This is a genomic window from Flavobacterium hauense, assembly GCF_054457175.1.
On record NZ_JBTKVX010000017.1, the window covers coordinates 1 to 17,785 of the forward strand.

A 17,785-nucleotide genomic window follows, 5' to 3' on the forward strand; every position below is an offset into this window, starting at 1 on the left:
CAACATTTATACAGCAGCAGTAAAAGTACTCGAAGGTGATATTAGTTTACATTATGACTGGTCAGCCGATGTAATGCAGGACGAATGGGACGAAAAAGCAGCCATTGAAAAGGTCAGTCATAAACCTAACATGATGATATGCGATGCATTATTGGAACAGGATATTTTCTCAGGTGTTGGCAACATAATTAAAAATGAGGTATTATATAGGGTGCATGTTCATCCTGAATCACGTACAGGAAATATCCCGAAGAAAAAGCTTGAAGAAATTGCAGAACAAGCGAGACAGTACAGTTTTGATTTTTTGAAATGGAAAAATGAAGGCACACTAAAAAAACACTGGCTCGCACACACCAAAAAGATTTGTAAACGCTGTGACCTCCCAATGTATAAGGAATACACCGGAACCAAGAAACGCCGAAGCTTTTTTTGTACTAACTGCCAGAAACTCTATGAAAGATAAAACCATAAATATCGGATGTTCAAGTTATGCTACAGCATCTTGGCAACCTCTTTTCTTTCCCGAAGACCTGCCAAGAAAGCTGTGGTTTGAATACTATTGCAAGCATTTCAATACTTATGAGCTTAATGCTACATTTTACAGATTCCCTACGTTGAAAAGTCTCGAATCCTGGTATGATAAAACCCCTGATGACTTTGTATTCAGCATTAAAGTTCCAAAAACAATTACCCATATTAAAAGAATGGAAGATTGTAAGGAAGAAATTGAAAAGTTTTATAATGTGACTCGCGATGGGCTTAAAGATAAATTGGGTTGTGTACTTTTTCAATTACCACCTAGTTTCACTTATAGCCCCGAAAGACTTGAAACGGTAATTATGGCTGCCAACTCTGAATTTAATAATGTAGTGGAATTCAGGCATGAAAGCTGGTGGATAGAAGATGTGATAAAAATACTGAGTGCCAATAACATTGCCTTTTGCAGTGTAAATTATCCTAAACTTCCAACTAATGTGATTAAAACAACCCAAACAGGTTATGTAAGGATGCATGGTAACCCTAAGCTGTTCTATTCTGAATATACCAGAAAGCAAATTGAAAACTTATATAATGAGGTTAAAGGTCAAAACTTCAGGCAAGCTTATATATATTTCAATAATACTGCATCAACTGCCGGGATCATTAATGCATTAGAGGCTAAGAAGATGAATGATTAATCTGATAAATATTTAGGCCTACTACAATTAATTGCAACAGGCCCATAAATTCAATGAAAGATTTATTATTTATGCCCAGGGGTCTAGAACAACTTTCACACAGCCATCTTCTTTTTTATTGAAAATATCATATGCGTGTGCAATTTCGGTAAGCGGCAACCTATGGGTAATAATATCATCAAGCGTTACTTTTCCTTCTTTTACATAGCCCAATAACTTATCGATATGTTTGTGAGCCGGTGCCTGTCCGCCTCTCATGATAATGCCTTTATCAAAGAATTGTCCCACAGGAAAATTGTCATACGTTGTAGGATATACTCCCAGGACAGAAACAATACCTCCTCTGCGAACAGCACTCATACAGGCTTCCAGCACTTTTACCGAACCTTTTTCTAAATTCACCACCGCTTTTGCCTTGTCCAGGAAGCTCCTTTCGGGTTCAAAGCCCACTGCATCAACACAAACATCTGCTCCACGTCCTTGCGTTATAGCTCGTATCTGCTCTACCACGCCCTTAGGGCCATCTTCCCATAATATGGTTTCACAATGGGCTGTTGCTTTTGCCTTATCAAGTCGGTATTGCAACGTATCTACAATTACAACCCTGGCGGCACCTCTAAGCCATGCGCTTTTAGCTGCCATTATGCCAACAGGGCCTGAACCAAAAATAGCAACAGTCTCACCACCTTTTACTTCTCCCCAATCAATTCCGGTATATCCTGTAGGGAAAATATCAGTAAGGAAAAGTACCTGTTCATCAGTAAGATTGTCCGGCACTACACGCGGTCCAAAATTAGCATAAGGCACACGTACATATTGCGACTGTCCCCCATCATAGCCTCCGTAAAGGTCAGTATAGCCAAAAAGAGCACCGCCTTTTTCAGTAAGCAAACCGCCTTCAGGTCCATAATGCTCAGGGTTACTGTTCTCACAATGTCCCGGAAGTTCATGGTTACAAAAGAAGCATGAACCGCATGCAATAGGAAAAGGTACTACTACCCTGTCACCACGCTTCAGATGTGTAACACCTTTACCAACTTCCTCTATTATTCCCATAAATTCATGACCCAAAACCATTGGTCTTGGTTGGGGGATTCCGCCGGAAAAGATGTGCAGGTCAGACCCACAGATTGCTGTTGAAGTAACTTTCAGAATTATGTCATCGGGATTCAGTATCGACGGATCATCGATGTTGTCACAGGAAATTTTTCCCGGAGCATGTATAACTGCTGCTTTCATAATTTGTCGGTTGAAGTTATTAATTATTTTTTTTATTGAGGGTATCTCCTACAGTTGCCGAACCGGGGCCGGTTTCATGAGCAGAAGTATTATTTGTAGCTTTGTCATTTTCAGTTGGTGTGGCATCTCTTGAAGTTTCTGTTGGCCCGTATGACTCTTCATTGGTAGACGATTTGTCTTTACATGAATAGGTAATTGCAGTTATTACTACAAGCAATACATATATAATTTTAAATTTTTTCATGATAAGTCATTAATTTAGTATCACTTAAGGTTAATAATCTCCGTTTACGCCTTCTCTTTTGGAGTTAATGCTGCTTCTCTCGCGTTGGGAGGCTGCATGGGATGAGTTTTCCCTGCCATCCTCTTTCATGCTCGATTCCATCTGTTTATGCATATTGGCAGCAATAGCGCTATCGGGCATAATGGTATTCATTACTTTTTGCGTCTTGTTCATAAAGCCCGGGCTGATTATGGTAGTTCCGGCCATTAATGCATCATATCCTGATTTTGCCACTTCTTCTGCTGTATACAGGTCGCTTTCCTTATATGTTACGGTATTTTCAGCTTTAGCTTTATGAAAGAAGTCAGTATCAGTGGCCCCTGGCTGTAATGCAGTAATAGTTACATCTGTTTCTTTCAGCTCTTCACTTAAAGCTTCAGTAAATGATAGTACGAATGCTTTTGTAGCAGCATATACCGAAAGATAAGGTGAGGGCGCTTTAGAAACCGACGATGCAAGTTGAAGTATCCTGCCTTCATTTCTGTCAACCATCTCTTTAAGGTAAAATTTGGTAAGGCTTACTAACGAAACGATATTGAGCTGAATAATATCGATCTCACGTTCCAGGTCGGTTTTAATGAACCTTCCCCATTCACCCTGTCCAGCATCATTAACTAACACATTAACTGTGATGCCCAGTTCCGTAGTTTTGTCATATATTGTTTGTGCTATTCCTTCTTCAAAAAGATCGGCAGCAATGATGTGTGTATGGATATCGCTGTTGAGTTGTTCCATTTCCCTTGCAGTTTGCTGCAGGTTATCTTCATTACGTGCAACCAACACAAGGTTATAACCATCTTTAGCAAATAATTTTGCTAATTCGTAGCCTATGCCGCTTGTGGCTCCGGTAATTAATGCATGTTTCTTTTCCATAGTTGTTGTTTTAGTTGGATGTTATACAGTAATATCAGTTTCAGGTTCTGCATAGTCACTAATAGGGTGTTGCTCTGCAGCGACAGGGACTGAGGCAGATGTATGTTTGGTTTTCTTGTCGCTCCCCTCAACCTTTACTATTTTATTGTAAATACCTAATAATAAAAATGGTGCAGCCCACTGGCCTACAAACAGAGCACTCTTATCTCTTCCCAGACATTTTAGCGTTGCCGATCCGGCCATTGATGCAGCAGCTGCCCATAGAAATAAATCTGAAGGTAGTTTTGCAGTTTGTTTTTCTATGGCTTTTGCAACCGGTCCTTCCGAATGATCATTTTGAATAATTGACATGGTATAAATTTTTAAATTAATATTTATTGATGTATTGTAAAGGTAAACCCATTGTAGTTAAGCATTTTACCTGTATTCGTTAATAAGTGATAAGGCAGAGTTAAAGTCCAGACCAAAAATTGTGACGGCGTTAACCATGCGTTAATTTAATACCTGCCAATTACAGGTTGGAAACCTCTAAAAAATAAAAAACACACATCGCCGGGGCTGATGTGTGCTTGCCATAAATTGTCCATCTAAGTTTTATTCTGAACTTTTACTGTTCTTCTTATCCCTCTTGGCCTCTTTTTTTTCTTTTGCAGTTTTAAGGGGTTCCTTTTTACTGCCTTTCTTTGAATCCTGGCTTTTTGACATAATTTTTTGTTTTAGTATTCATTGCTAATTATTATCCGTTCGTATCATGTGCTACGTTATCAGCAGCACTTAAATTAATAGCGCCACAGGCAGTATCACTTAATACTTTATCAGCTTCTTTTTCTTCAGCGAGCGTTTGTGTAAGTAGTTTTGCCGCATCATTCTCACCTAAAGTTTTTGCAAATGCGCAAAGGGTTCCATAGGTAGCGATCTCATAGTGTTCAATTTTTTGGGAAGCAGCAATAATGCCTGCATCCCTTACAGGACCCGGAATAGTTTCTTCAAGAATACTGTCTCCTTCCTTCAACAGCCCAGCCATAGCTTCGCATTTTTTACCTTCGGCTTTTTCGCCCAGTAATTCGAAAACAGTCTCAAGGCGTACCACTTGGTTTTTTGTTACTTCCAAATGTTCTTTGATTGCCGAGGCTAAAAGCGGTGAAGTGGCATTCTTAATCATTTTAGGCAAAGCAGACAAAAGAGCATTTTCTGCCCAGTAAATATCTTTTAAGGAATCTATAAAGAGATCCTTTAGTTCACCTGCTGCATCGGCAGCGGGAGCAACCATACCATTATTAGGAATATTAGCTTTTGCAGAAGCATTTGAATTTTTATTATCTGTATTTTTCATATTATAATTAATTAGTTGTTTGATAGTGCTGCTTCCCTTGCCCAGATACGGTGGTTGCCCATAGCAGCAATAAAGTTTGCTGCAAAATCCGGGCTTTGTGTATCCTCTTCCATTACCAGGCCTTCGTCATTGTTATCTATTTTGTTGGCAAACGCAGTGCCTGACAGCAATTCTATTCCATCTCCCTGAGCACCAATTACCTTACAGTGCCTGTAAGCATCATTTAAAAAGTCCATCACATCGGCATCCTGCGAAAGTTCATTAAGCCCCTGTCCTCCTGGGATATAAACAGCATCAAATAAGACCGAAGAGCAGGTAAGAAAACTGAAATCAACAGCTATCTCTCCTCCTTTGTCTGTTTTAACATTACCTTGGTATGGTGCTATAACAAATCCTTTGGCATCTTCTTTTATCAGTGCCATTTTTATATCTAGTACTGCCTGTTCATCCACACCGTCAGCACATACAATGGCTACTTTTCTCGATGCTATGGTTGGGCTTACTGTTGGATTATTAATCATACTCAGTGCCTGGGAAAATTCTACTGAAGGGTCTACAGCTTTAGGTTCCTGCTCTCCTCCCAGATTTTCCGGTGATACGCCATGATTCATAGGTTTTTCCGGAGCTGAAGGTACTGTTAGCCTTAATCCTTGTGCTACTTTCTCTGCAAGCGCCATATCTACCTGTGAAAGAATACCTAACATACGAATCCTGATAGCTGTTGTTTCCACTTTTCCGAGTTCGAAACGCAATGCTCTTACAATATGGTCCTTCTCCACTTGTGTCTGGCTGTTGAAAAACAGTTTAGCCTGACCAAAGTGATTAGCGAAGCTATCGCTCCTCTGGCGTACCTTATGTGCATCAACTCGCTCATTAAAGCTCGAAAAACCCCCTTCGGCAATTTTTGCCTGATATGGACATCCTCCGCCTAATGAATTTGGCGAATAACTTACGCGGCCAACGTTGATTTCCTGGCGCATGTGCCCGTCACGCTGGTTGTTATGCACAGGTGCAATGCTTCTGTTAATAGGTATCTCATGAAAATTAGGGCTGCCTAGGCGGGAAAGTTGTGTATCTGTATAAGAGAAAAGCCTTCCCTGTAATAATGGATCATTAGTAAAATCAATACCCGGCACTACATGACCGGGATGAAAAGCAATCTGTTCTGTCTCTGCAAAGAAATTATCAGGGTTTTTGTTAAGAACCATTTTCCCGATGATAGTAACCGGTACCAATTCTTCGGGAATTATCTTAGTAGGATCAAGCAAATCAAATTCATATTTATGCTCATCAGCTTCAGGCACTATCTGAACTCCAAGTTCCCATTCAGGGAAATTACCTGTGTCAATAGCCTCCCAAAGATCGCGCCTATGGAAGTCAGGATCATTACCGGAAATCTTTTGGGCTTCATCCCAAACAACTGCATGAGTGCCCAATTTTGGCTTCCAATGGAATTTTACAAAATGAGATTCATTCTTTTCATTTATAAAACGGAATGTATGCACACCAAAACCTTCCATCATACGATAACTTCTCGGAATGGCTCTGTCTGACATCAGCCACATGATCATATGTGTCGATTCCGGCATCAGGGAAATAAAATCCCAAAAAGTATCGTGGGCCGAGGCAGCTTGCGGAATCTCATTATGCGGTTCAGGTTTTACTGCATGTACCAGATCGGGAAATTTCGCAGCATCCTGTATAAAAAAGACAGGGATGTTATTACCCACAAAATCATATATACCTTCCTGTGTATAAAATTTAACTGAGAATCCTCTTACGTCACGGGCAAGATCAGTTGAACCTCTTGAGCCTGCTACGGTAGAAAAACGTGTAAAGACAGGTGTCCTCTGTCCTGCTTGCTGTAAAAACCCTGCTTTGGTAAATTGAGGTATGGGATTGGTTACTTCAAAGTAGCCATGAGCACCCGACCCTCGCGCATGAACAATCCTTTCAGGAATACGCTCATGGTCAAAATGAGTGATCTTTTCCCTAAGGATGAAATCTTCAAGAAGTGAAGGACCGCGCTCTCCTGCTTTAAGAGAATTATTATCATCATTAATCTTTACACCCTGATCGGTTGTAAGGAATTTGTTTGTTGCATCTGATTTATCAGGCAGCAGATCTTTTTGTTTTGCTTCCTGGTCATTTAAAGGTGTGTTATTCTGTTTCATAAAAATTTTAACTGTTTGATAATTAGCATTTTTAAAGTTCACCCTTTATATATCCAATGTTGCCAATGTTATCCCAAAAGAATATTGACAATCAATAATTTAAGAAGACTTTAAAGAATTATCATAACCTGACGCACTCCTAATAACTACTCTCTCTCCAGTTATTGGATATTTTTGATTAAGTACGGCATCAGTGTAACTGTTTATTTCTATACAAAAAATGCCCCTGCAATTGCAGGGGCATTTTTTGTATAGTTTATTTGAATAAATTTATCGCCAGCCAAGTGCCGGGGCAACATGTTCCATAATAGCCGACAGCACATGTATATTATAATCAACTCCAATAGTGTTGGGTATGGTCAACAGCACTGTATCCGCTTCCTGAATAGCTTCGTCCTGCGCAAGCTCTGCGATGAGCTTATCCGGTTCTGCCGCATAGCTTTTTCCGAAGATAGCCCGTTTGTCACTTTCAATGTAGCCAAAGCTATCGGTACCTCTACCCTGGTCTCCAAAATAATATCTGTCCTGGTCATTGACAAGAGCAAAGATGGAGCGGCTTACTGAAACCCTAGGCTCTCGCTTATGTCCTGCCTCTTTCCAGGCTTCTTTATACAACCTGATCTGTTCAGCTTGTTGTATGTGGAAAGGTTTACCGTTTTCATCAAATTTTAATGTAGAGCTTTGAAGGTGCATACCATTTTCGGCCGCCCAAACAGCAGTAGCATTAGAGGCGGCTCCCCACCATATTCTATCTCTCAATCCTTCAGAATGTGGTTCTAGTCGTAATAAGCCGGGGGGATTTGGGAACATCGGGTTGGGGTTTGGATCCGCAAATCCAACACCATCAAGCCTGTGTAGAAATTCCAATGCTTTTTTGCGTCCCATATCAGCATCGGTTTCACCCTCTGCAGGTTCGTAGCCGAAATAGCGCCAACCTTCAATAACCTGTTCCGGTGATCCACGGCTGATTCCTAATTGCAATCTCCCTTCTGATATCAAGTCTGCAGCACCTGCATCCTCAACCATATATAAAGGGTTCTCATAGCGCATATCGATTACGCCCGTGCCGATCTCTATCTTACTAGTTTTAGCGCCAATGGCCGACAATAAAGGGAAAGGCGAAGCCAACTGCTTAGCAAAATGATGTACCCTGAAATATGCACCATCCAAACCTATTTCCTCAGCAGCAACTGCCAGATCGATAGACTGAAGCAGCGTATCGCTTGCCGTACGGGCCTGATAGGAAGGATGGTCGGCCCAATGGCCAAATGATAAAAATCCTATTTTTTTCATAGCTGTTTTACTATATATCAAATATACGAATCATATTAATTATTCCGCTCGTTAATTATCTCAGACAGTATGTCATAAGATCGTATCCTGTCATTATGCTTATGCATGTTAGATACAACCATAAGTTCATCTACTCCTGTTTCCTGAAGGAATTTATCGAGCTGTTTCGCTACCGCTTCTTTCCTGCCCACAAAAGAATATTTGAGCATTTCACGTACTGCAGGATTATGCTGGATCATCATCAATTCATCGGTCATTTCCATAGGTGGTTGCAAAGGTTCCCTCTTACCTGTTAGTATTCCCAGAAACATACGAATGAGCGATGTAAAATTCCTCTCAGCCTCATCATCCGTATCTGCGGCAATAACATTTACACCAGCTATAGTATAAGGCTTGTCAAGGTACTCCGAAGGCTGAAATTCTCTTCTGTAGATATCCAGGGCATCGTATAATAGCCCTGTTGCAAAATGGCTTGCAAAAGCATAAGGCAGACCCATTTTTGCTGCAAGGTGTGCACTGTCCAGACTGGAGCCCAAAATATACACCGGAACATCAATACCCTCAGCTACAACAGCACGTACCTGCGACCATTCATTGTCTATTGAAAAATACTTCTGTATCTCCTCAATTTCGCCGGGAAAATTATTTACTGCCTGCATCCTGTCACTGCGTATGGCATGTGCCGTAATCTGATCAGTACCCGGTGCCCTGCCCAACCCTAAATCGATTCGGTTAGGATAAAGCCGGCCCAATGTACCAAACTGCTCAGCCACAATAAGCGGTGAATGATTAGGTAACATAATTCCGCCTGAACCTACTCTAATGGTTTTTGTATTTCCTGCTATATGTCCAATGAGCACTGAAGTGGCTACACTCGCCACATGTACCATGTTATGATGTTCAGCGAGCCAAAACCGATTGTAACCCATCTGCTCAGCTTTTTGAGCCAAGTCAACGCTATTTTTAAATGTTTGTTCTATCGTTACTCCGCTTGAGACGATGGCAAGGTCCAGTATAGAATATGCTATATTTTTTTTTGTTGTTTCCATGATTATTTACACCTGATGTGTTTGGATTATTTATAAGTATCAAGGTGTGCTCTTATGATTAATGTATAGTCATAAAAAACATGCCAAAGTAATGATACGTCAGGAATTACGGTTAATCGGTTGTTTTGTCATGTGATTTAGTAGATATTAGCGGGAGCGGACAGCTTCTCTTCGTTTACAGAATCGTTTCTCTGCATAGTTTAATATCCAAAATACAAATTATTGATGCAATTACAGCAAAGTAGTGAAATTCAATAAAATAGAATATTACTCTCGTTCTTAAAAATTTCAATGTTAATTAGCGGTATCAATTAGTTTAATTTTTTGACATTTTTTACAGGAAAAGTTATATTAATATATTGCAAAGTTAAGCGTATAACATTTTAACACTATTTTGTTTCTTTTATACATTCCAATGTAATATCATTAACATTTTATGGTTAAGATTCATTTTTTTAGTTAGTTTTAGTTTCTTAAACCTAATATTAACTATCTTTTATGAAAAAATTTACATTATTGATCATTGTATCACTACTGTCAATTTGTGGCTATGCCCAAGGCTTACCCCTCGAGAGTTTCGAAACTCCCTGGGTAGGTACACCGCCGGCACCGCCGGGGCCGCCCGGCCTAACAAATTGGACAGTAATCAATGAAGTTGGTCCTGCTGTAACGTGGATCCAACAGACTACAACCAACCAAAAACCCTCACACACAGGATCGTACTCTGCCTTTTTAGATAACGATAATGTATGTGCTACATGTCCCATCCCTAGGGACTGGCTTATTACTCCTTACTTTGTCATGCCTGCCAACGCGCAGCTTCGTTTCTTTTCAAGATTAACTTTGACGCTTGATCAGGGCTCAATCTATAAGGTGAAAATCTCGACGGATCCCAATCCTGCGAACCTTGCAGCCTATACAGACCTGCAGACATGGAGTGAAACAACCCTAAACAACCCATTACAGACAACGTATTATGAAAAAGTATTAACGTTACCTGCAATAACCGGCTCTGTACACATAGCCTTTGTGATGGAAGGCAAGAACATGGATCGTTGGCTTATCGACGATGTAAAAGTTACTTCACAATGTATTGACCCAAGTGCTTTCTCGGTAACCGGGACTACCATGACTTCAGGTTCGCTTACCTGGACAAACAATGGTGGGGCTGCTGCTTCGGCATGGGAAATTGAAGTTGTTCAGGAACTATTAAGTCCTACAGGAACAGGTGAAATTCATACTGGCCCTCCGCCTTATACAAAAAACGGCCTGACTCCGGATACAACTTATAAAGCATACATTAGGGCTAAATGTAGTGATGGTGGCGAAAGTAACTGGATAGGCCCCGTCTATTTTGATACCGCCAAGTTAGGTGAAGATTGTAGCTACCCATTGGTTGTAACACCATTGCCTTTCTCAACATCTAATAACACATCAAATTTTGCCGACCATTATGAAGGTGGTCCTGGCACAACATGTGGAGCAACAGGAACTTATCTTTCAGGTAATGATGTTGTTTATGAATATACACCTACTGTATCGGGTAACCTAAATATTAAACTTACCAATACAGTTACAGGTGCGGCTATGTTTGTATATGATAACTGCGCCGACATTGGTATCGCCTGTATTGGCGGTGGAATAGGAAACGTAGACATTGCTTCTTTACCTGTAATTGCCGGCAACAGTATATATATTGTTATTTCAAGCAGTTCAGCAGTAGCGACAACACCATATACACTTAGCATACAACAGGTATTTTGTGCTCCTTCTACAGGACTTACGGCTGCAAATATGACTGCTTCTTCGGCAGATCTTTCATGGGCTGCAGGAACATATACTGCATGGCAATTAGCCGTAGTTCCTGCCGGATCAGGATTACCTACAGGAAATGGAATTGACGTAACGTCTAACGCAGTGACAGTATCATCAACTTCTGCTGGTGTACCTTTTACATCATCTACATGTTACGAATACTATCTAAGATCTAATTGTAACGATGGAAACTTCAGTATTTGGGCTGGTCCATTTGGATTTTGTACAACTCAAATTCCTGACAACATACCGTATGCTCAAAATTGGGAAACAGAACCCAATGGCTGGACATTGTTAAATACTAATCAAAATAACAAATGGGCAATTGGTACCGCAGTAAGTAATGCGAGTACAAAATCATTATACATAAGTAATGATAACGGCCTGACCAATACATACACAATTACCTCGGCTTCGGTGTCACATGCCTACAGGGATTTAATAATTCCTAGCGGAGCTACCAGCTTAAATCTTGCTTTTGACTGGAAATGTGTTGGAGAAGCTGGTAATGATTACATCAGGGCATATCTTATACCAATAAATGTACTTCCGGTTCCGGGAACACAATTAGCAAATGCGGCCCCTAACTTAAAGATTGGTGGCGATTTGACAGGAAACGCAGCATGGAGTACTTTTAATGGCGTAGTCAATGTTACTGGTCTTGGCGGAACACCAAGAAGACTTGTATTAGAATGGAGAAATAATGCCTTTACAGGTACTCAGCCTCCGGCAGCTATAGATAATATTAATTTTACCGTAATAACATGTCCGGCGCCATCAAACCCGGTAATTGTTGCAAATACGCTTACTAACAGTACGGTAAATATTAGCTGGACGGTTCCTACATCTGTTCCTGCAAATGGATATGATTATTATTTAACTACATCATCTACTGATACTCCGCTTGCCGGAACGCTGCCTACGGGAACTTCGGCAACAACTACAGCCACAGGAGTAGCAATTCAGCCTTCAACCAATTACTTTTTTTGGGTAAGGGCAAATTGTGGAACAGGTGATACAAGTACATGGTCAGGTCCTTTAAACTTTATATCGCCTCAGATTCCTGCTCCAATGGACTATGTTCAGAATTTCGACCTTGGCCCTCATGGCTGGGCATTGAGTAATGGTAACCAAACCAATAAATGGGTAGTTGGTACTGCGGTAAATAACAGCGCAACAAGTTCATTGTATATCTCTCAGGACAATGGTGTTACAAATACTTATAACATAAATGCTACTTCGGCAGTACATGCATACAGGGATATAACGATACCTCCCGGTGTAGATCAACTGGAATTATCTTTTGACTGGAAAAACAATTGTGAAAGCACAACGTATGACTGGCTTAAGGTTTGGATTGCACCAACTGCTTTCACTCCTGTTCCTGGAAATCAAATGACTACTGCCAATGCTATACAAATTGGTGGAGCGCTTTCACTGAATAACAACTGGACAAACCAGACACTTCTTATTCAGGCAGCTCAACTAGGTATAGGCAATAGCACCAGAAGGCTTATTTTTGAGTTTAGAAATGACCCATCAATCGGTGATCAAGCGCCTGCAGCTGTAGATAACATTAACTTTAAAGTTATAGCTTGTCCGCTGCCTTCAGCTCTTGTAATGAACACACTGACAATGGCGCAGGCAACTTTTGCATGGACAGCTCCTTTTACAGGATCATCAAGCTATGATTATTATCTTGCCCCTGACTCAACGGTACCTACAAGTGCGACAATTCCAACTGGGACAACGTCTACAAATGCGTTAACGCTTAATAGCTTACCTCCTTCAACTTCATACTGTCTATGGGTAAGAAATAACTGTTCTACCTCTACAAGTAAATGGATAGGTCCTGTGTGCTTTATAACGCCACAGATTCCTGCTACTATAGACTATACCCAAAACTTTGACATGAACCCTCATAATTGGGATTTTGTCAATGGAACGCAAGCGAACAAATGGGTAGTAGGAACAGCTGTAAGCAATAGTGCACCAAACTCATTGTATATTACCAATGACAATGGAGCAAGCAATGCGTATAATGTTGCTACGCTTTCGGTAGTACATGCCTATAGAGATATCACCTTCCCTCCTGTTGGTGATCAGTTCCAATTTTCATTTGACTGGAAAAGTGTTGGTGAAGCCAATCTTGATTATTTCAAAATTTGGTTAGTACCTACAAGTTTCATACCGGTTCCGGGAACTCCTATTGGTGCTGCAGCTGGCCGTATACCGGTTGGAGGTAATTTCCAGGATAGCTCAATATGGACAACTTCTAACACGATACTTCCTGCTACAGGCTTACTTGGTCAGACCATGCGTTTAGTATTTGAATGGAGAAACAGTGCCGGAGGAGGTACTCAGCCACCTGCTGCGATAGATAACATTAATTTTAAACTTATTACCTGTCCTACTCCTAGCAATATTCAAATGCCTTCTAACAATGCTGCAGGTATAACATTTACATGGACACCTCCTACAGTTTTACCTATTGGCTACGAATATTATTACACACAAACACAGACTCCTCCGGGACCAACAACAACTCCTTCAGGAAGTGTTGGAACACCTTCGGTTACGCTTTCTGGGTTACCTGCATCTTCTAACTATTATTTCTGGGTTAGGGATAATTGCGGTGATACTGATAAGAGTTTATGGATTGGACCATTTGAATTCAGCACACCACTAAACCCGGTTAGCCTTAACTATGATGAGAACTTCAATGGCCCTACACATGGATGGATCACCAAAAGTACTACGGCTGTAAACAAATGGGTTGTGGGATCTGCAGTAAGTAATGGTAGCGGAAAATCGTTATACATAAGTAATACTGGTGGTGCTACCCACAATTACGTAATAACATCAGCTTCTGTAGTTCATGCTTATAAAGATTTCATTGTTCCTCCTGGCACAACCTCTCTTGACTTTAGTTTTGACTGGAAAAACTTAGGACAAAGCGGAGTGGATTATATAAAAGTATGGCGCGTACCAAGTGGTTATGTTCCTCCAAACAATGCACTAATCCCAACTGCCGGAGATCGTGAGCTACTAGCTACACTATCTAACAATGCTAACTGGACAACTGCTAACTACGTTCTTAATTCAACAGGTTATGCTAATACAACAATGCGTATAGTATTTGAATGGAGAAATGATACTTTCACAGGAAGTCAGCCTCCTGGAGCTATTGATAATATTAATTTATCTATAGTAACATGTCCTAAACCTACAACGTTGAGCGCTACTTTACCAACACAAGTTGGAGCAACCTTCAACTGGACTGAGATTGGTACAGCTGATAACTGGGAAGTTTATGTAACAGAACCGGGCCAACCTGCACCAAACGCTTCTTCGATAGCAGTAAGTGCACCATCTAAGCCTTTTGCTTACACAACACCGGCTTTAGAGCCATCTACAAATTATGTATATTATGTAAGATCAGTATGTAGTACAAGCGACAAGAGCAAGTGGGCAGGTCCGTTCCCTTTCAAAACTGCTATTGGCAATGACGAATGTACTGGTGCTTATACACTACAGACTAACGCTGTAAACCATGATTGCGAACAATTCTCTACTGCTATGTATAATGGTGCTACACCATCTCCACAACCATTCAACTGTGGTGGTACAAATGGAGGAGATGTTTGGTACGAGTTCGTAGCAACTTCAGAAAGACATGAAATATCTCTTACTGAATTTGGCATTAAAGAATTAGTTAACGGTGCTCAGCCTGTAATTATTGAATTATATCAGGGTGAAGTATGCGGATCGTTATTGTTGGTGGGGTGTGCAACAACCAATGTAATGATGGCTAAAAACCTGGCTCCAGGGACTACTTATAAAGTAAGAGTTTACTTGAATGCAACAACTGGAAATCAAAACATTACGTTTAAAATTTGTGTTAATACACCGGCACCTCCATCAGCAGGTGGAGCAGATAACTGTGCTATTACAACTATAAATCCTAGTTTTGAATATCCTGTTCTACCAACACAGGCACCAACCTCATGGCCACATACCGAAATTGATCAGAGTATAGTACCGGGATGGAGAACAACCGCTACGGATCAAAGAATGGAATTCTGGACGGTTCCTAATTATGAAAATCACCCAGGTTATGAAGGCAGACAATTTGTCGAATTGAATGCTTATCAGGCCTCTGGACTTTACCAGGATTACGAATCTCCTTCAGGAACTATATTTACCTATACTTTTGGACATAAAGGAAGAATAGGACAGGATACTTGTGAAGTACAGGCAGGTCCTCCGGGCGGGCCTTATGTATCAATCCAAACTGCTTCTACAGGTAAAGAAGCGTGGGCGACATATACGGGAACATATACAGCTCCGTTAGATCAGCCTGTAACACGTTTTATCTTTAAAGCTGTTTCTACATTTACAAATGATATATCTACCGGTAACTTCCTTGACGGAATTGACTTTAAAGCTAATAACAGTATCGTTTCAGTATCAGATTCTGATTTGACATGTATCAATAATACAACAACAGTTGTAGGTGCAGGTGCCGGAGAATGGGGAGCTTTAGCAACTAACCCTGGTGAAACCATCATTGAAAATCCAGGCGCTAATACTACAACTATCAGCGGATTTACTGCATCAGGTGATTATTACTTTAGCTGGACAACACAAAACTGTACCAGTACAATTAAAGTGACCTACAATAATGGCAATGTGCCTCCACCTGTAGCTATTACAACCATTGACTACTGCGAAGGTGAAACACCGACGGCTTTATCAGCTACAGCAATAGACAATAATACGCTTTACTGGTACACGACTGAAACAGGAGGTACATCAGATACAACTGCTCCTACTCCGGATACAACAGTACCGGGTACTACTGTTTATTATGTATCACAGTATACTGTACTTGAATGTGAAAGTCCAAGGACTGCCATCACAGTAAACGTATATCCTATACCTGCTACTCCTGTAGTTCCGGTAACAGCTATCGAATACTGTGAAGATGCTACAGCTGCGCCACTTGTTGCAACAGCACTTGCCGGCAACACGCTTAACTGGTATACAGTACCTACAGGTGGAACAGCATCAACAACTGCTCCAACACCTTCTACTGCCGATGCGGGAGTAACTAGTTACTTTGTAAGCCAGGTATCTCCTAACTCTTGCGAAAGCGCAAGGACAGAGATTGTTGTTACAGTTAATGGTTCAGATATACCGTTAACAGGCTTTACACTTATAGACAGAGTATGTATTGAGGATGTTAACCCAATTCCTGTACCGGATGCAGGACATACTACAGGAGGATATTATTCTTCACAGGCAGGATTAGTAATAAACCCTGCAACAGGAGAAATTGACCTTGCTGCAAGTACGCCAAATACATATACGGTTACTTATACCATAACTGCAAACCCAGCGGTATGTAAGATAGGTGGTTCTACATCTGTTCAGATTATAATTGACCCACTAGCTCCGGCTGTAACCGATTTCTCTTATACTACACCAGTATGTGGAGATACGGCTAACCAGCTTCCGTTACTTGCTACAGGCTTTACTGCAGGAGGTACGTTTACAGCAAATAATGGTCTTATAATTGATACTGTAACGGGTGAAGTTAACATCGCTGCAAATGCACCAGGTGATTATACCATAGTTTACACAGTAGATCAAAGTGTTCCAAACTGTGTGGCTGCTGGTGTAAGTAGCACTACATTAAGTATCATCCCGGTATTTACTCCGGTAACTACTTTTGATTATGCTAACAGCTTCTGTTACAATGGTGCAGATGCATCACCAAACCTGGCACCTGACTTTACTCCAGGCGGTACATACAAAGGCACAAGTGGCCTTATTATTGATGCTGCAACAGGTTTAGTAGATATTTCAGGAAGTGCGCCGGGTACTCATACAGTTACGTACACCTTTGCAGGTGATCCTGTTAACTGTATCAAAAATGGTGAATCGAGCTATACATTTACAATTGGCACTGAGCTTGGATTTGGCTTTAATGGCGAATGTGATGGAAGTTCTTATGTTGTAACTGCTTCACCGACAAATGGCAACTTTGACGACAACGGTCCTTCAGTTTCTTTCAAATGGTCTACTAAATCAGGTAGCACTATCGGAACTGACACTTACACCCTTAACGTAACAGAATATGCTAACAGCACTCCTGAAACAGATACATTCCCAATGGAAGTACTGTTAACTGTTACTGTAGATGGTTGTGAGACTACAAGATCGTTTATTGTAGATGGTATTGCTTGTACAATACAAAAAGGTATATCACCTAACAGCGATGGTTTTAATGACTACTTTGACCTTGAATTCATGGGGGTTAAAAAGTTAACAATCTATAACCGTTACGGTCAGGATGTATATTCTAAAGACAACTACAAAAAAGAATGGATTGGACAGAACAGCAAAGGAGACGAGCTGCCAACAGGTACATACTATTTTGTTATTGAGCGTTCAGCCGGTGGTTCTGAAACCGGATGGATCTACATTAACAGACAGGATTAAACCAACATTCATATAAAAAAACAGCCCCGCAATGCGGGGCT

11 protein-coding genes are annotated in these 17,785 nt (G+C 40.8%); 3 read left to right on the forward strand and 8 right to left on the reverse strand.

Going from position 1 to position 17,785, the window contains the following annotated elements; genetic code table 11:
* Window positions 1-463 (forward strand): Fpg/Nei family DNA glycosylase (locus tag ACX0HA_RS12845; protein ID WP_458845695.1); only part of this gene is annotated, 463 nt, incomplete at its 5' end.
* Window positions 453-1,178, forward strand: a complete 726-nt coding sequence (locus ACX0HA_RS12850; RefSeq protein ID WP_458845696.1) for a DUF72 domain-containing protein — start codon at window positions 453-455, stop codon at window positions 1,176-1,178. The genes ACX0HA_RS12845 and ACX0HA_RS12850, both read left to right, overlap by 11 nt.
* A gap of 69 nt (window positions 1,179-1,247) precedes the next feature.
* Here the strand turns inward: ACX0HA_RS12850 and ACX0HA_RS12855 are convergent, their stop codons facing one another.
* From ACX0HA_RS12855 to ACX0HA_RS12890, 8 genes are all read right to left on the reverse strand, one after another.
* Window positions 1,248-2,417 carry a zinc-dependent alcohol dehydrogenase gene (locus ACX0HA_RS12855; protein WP_458845697.1) on the reverse strand — a complete coding sequence of 390 codons (1,170 nt, stop codon included), beginning with the start codon at window positions 2,415-2,417 and terminating at the stop codon, window positions 1,248-1,250.
* A 19-nt stretch (window positions 2,418-2,436) separates the two neighbouring features.
* Complete coding sequence (locus tag ACX0HA_RS12860) at window positions 2,437-2,661, reverse strand: hypothetical protein (protein WP_458845698.1); 225 nt, start codon at window positions 2,659-2,661, stop codon at window positions 2,437-2,439.
* A 30-nt stretch (window positions 2,662-2,691) separates the two neighbouring features.
* Complete coding sequence (locus ACX0HA_RS12865; protein ID WP_458845699.1) at window positions 2,692-3,573, reverse strand: SDR family NAD(P)-dependent oxidoreductase; 882 nt, start codon at window positions 3,571-3,573, stop codon at window positions 2,692-2,694.
* 21 nt (window positions 3,574-3,594) lie between these two features.
* A complete protein-coding gene (locus ACX0HA_RS12870) occupies window positions 3,595-3,924 on the reverse strand; it encodes a hypothetical protein (protein ID WP_458845700.1) in 330 nt (109 codons plus the stop codon).
* Window positions 3,925-4,309: 385 nt separating this feature from the next.
* Window positions 4,310-4,906: a YciE/YciF ferroxidase family protein gene (locus ACX0HA_RS12875; protein WP_458845701.1), complete on the reverse strand. Its 597-nt coding sequence runs from the start codon at window positions 4,904-4,906 to the stop codon at window positions 4,310-4,312.
* An 11-nt stretch (window positions 4,907-4,917) separates the two neighbouring features.
* On the reverse strand, window positions 4,918-7,080 hold the full coding sequence (locus ACX0HA_RS12880) for a catalase (RefSeq protein ID WP_458845702.1): 2,163 nt from the start codon (window positions 7,078-7,080) through the stop codon (window positions 4,918-4,920).
* Between the two features lie 270 nt (window positions 7,081-7,350).
* On the reverse strand, window positions 7,351-8,373 hold the full coding sequence (locus ACX0HA_RS12885) for an LLM class flavin-dependent oxidoreductase (RefSeq protein ID WP_458845703.1): 1,023 nt from the start codon (window positions 8,371-8,373) through the stop codon (window positions 7,351-7,353).
* A gap of 35 nt (window positions 8,374-8,408) precedes the next feature.
* Complete coding sequence (locus ACX0HA_RS12890; RefSeq protein ID WP_458845704.1) at window positions 8,409-9,422, reverse strand: LLM class flavin-dependent oxidoreductase; 1,014 nt, start codon at window positions 9,420-9,422, stop codon at window positions 8,409-8,411.
* A gap of 498 nt (window positions 9,423-9,920) precedes the next feature.
* On the opposite strand from ACX0HA_RS12890, the gene ACX0HA_RS12895 reads away from it, so the two are divergent.
* Entirely contained in the window at window positions 9,921-17,744 is a 7,824-nt protein-coding gene (locus tag ACX0HA_RS12895; RefSeq protein WP_458845705.1) for a fibronectin type III domain-containing protein, read from the forward strand.
* Window positions 17,745-17,785: the final 41 nt, after the last annotated feature.

Coding starts and splice junctions, on each gene's coding strand:
- ACX0HA_RS12850 (WP_458845696.1), top strand. CDS start 453: ATGAAAGATAAAACCATAAATATCGGATGTTCAAGTTATGCTACAGCA.
- ACX0HA_RS12855 (WP_458845697.1), bottom strand. CDS start 2,417: ATGAAAGCAGCAGTTATACATGCTCCGGGAAAAATTTCCTGTGACAAC.
- ACX0HA_RS12860 (WP_458845698.1), bottom strand. CDS start 2,661: ATGAAAAAATTTAAAATTATATATGTATTGCTTGTAGTAATAACTGCA.
- ACX0HA_RS12865 (WP_458845699.1), bottom strand. CDS start 3,573: ATGGAAAAGAAACATGCATTAATTACCGGAGCCACAAGCGGCATAGGC.
- ACX0HA_RS12870 (WP_458845700.1), bottom strand. CDS start 3,924: ATGTCAATTATTCAAAATGATCATTCGGAAGGACCGGTTGCAAAAGCC.
- ACX0HA_RS12875 (WP_458845701.1), bottom strand. CDS start 4,906: ATGAAAAATACAGATAATAAAAATTCAAATGCTTCTGCAAAAGCTAAT.
- ACX0HA_RS12880 (WP_458845702.1), bottom strand. CDS start 7,080: ATGAAACAGAATAACACACCTTTAAATGACCAGGAAGCAAAACAAAAA.
- ACX0HA_RS12885 (WP_458845703.1), bottom strand. CDS start 8,373: ATGAAAAAAATAGGATTTTTATCATTTGGCCATTGGGCCGACCATCCT.
- ACX0HA_RS12890 (WP_458845704.1), bottom strand. CDS start 9,422: ATGGAAACAACAAAAAAAAATATAGCATATTCTATACTGGACCTTGCC.
- ACX0HA_RS12895 (WP_458845705.1), top strand. CDS start 9,921: ATGAAAAAATTTACATTATTGATCATTGTATCACTACTGTCAATTTGT.